Raw genomic sequence first — 626 nt, 5'->3', positions numbered from 1 at the left:
AGACTCAAGAGGCTTTTACTGCCTAATCTGGGCTTATCGCAAGTTAATACGTCCTTCATCGCCTCTGACTGCCAAGGCATCCACCGTGTACGCTTAGTCACTTAACCATACAACCCCAAGAGGTCTTGTATGTTCAAACAACCAAGGTTTGCGTTTAATACTCCGATCAAAAAAATATTAAACATTGGTTTTTCGCCGGACTCGATACAAGACACTTGAATGTGTGTTGTTTTGAGAACTCGTTTTTATTCAAAGAATAAAAACATTTTTTAAAATCAATCTTTCGATTGAATTTACTAGTCAGCTTTCCAGATTGTTAAAGAGCATGCAATTATCTAACGATAACCACTTTCTAATGATTTTCAGCGACAACAATGCGGACTTAATAAAGGTATTCTTCATTAAATCTGCGATTCCGTGCAGAAAATTCTTAGAGAGTGGTGGGCGATACCGGGCTCGAACCAGTGACCCCCTCCTTGTAAGGGAGGTGCTCTCCCAACTGAGCTAATCGCCCACGATAGTTTTAATTCCTTCGTGAGAAAGAATGGTGGGTCGTGCAGGATTCGAACCTGCGACCAATTGATTAAAAGTCAACTGCTCTACCAACTGAGCTAACGACCCAATTT

The 626-nt window shown here is 41.1% G+C and carries 2 tRNA genes and 1 rRNA gene; all 3 read right to left on the bottom strand.

Annotated elements, in window-relative coordinates:
• Window positions 1-107: ribosomal RNA gene (locus CZ809_RS20940) — 23S ribosomal RNA — on the bottom strand; the annotation flags it as partial.
• A gap of 331 nt (window positions 108-438) precedes the next feature.
• A tRNA-Val gene (locus CZ809_RS20935) sits at window positions 439-514 on the bottom strand.
• A 31-nt stretch (window positions 515-545) separates the two neighbouring features.
• Window positions 546-621, bottom strand: a tRNA-Lys gene (locus tag CZ809_RS20930).
• Window positions 622-626: the final 5 nt, after the last annotated feature.

The organism is Photobacterium piscicola (genome assembly GCF_900166965.1).
GTDB classification, from domain to species: Bacteria; Pseudomonadota; Gammaproteobacteria; order Enterobacterales; family Vibrionaceae; genus Photobacterium; species Photobacterium piscicola.
Note: the sequence above shows the minus strand (reverse complement) of the source record. Positions and strands in the feature narration are given on the sequence as shown.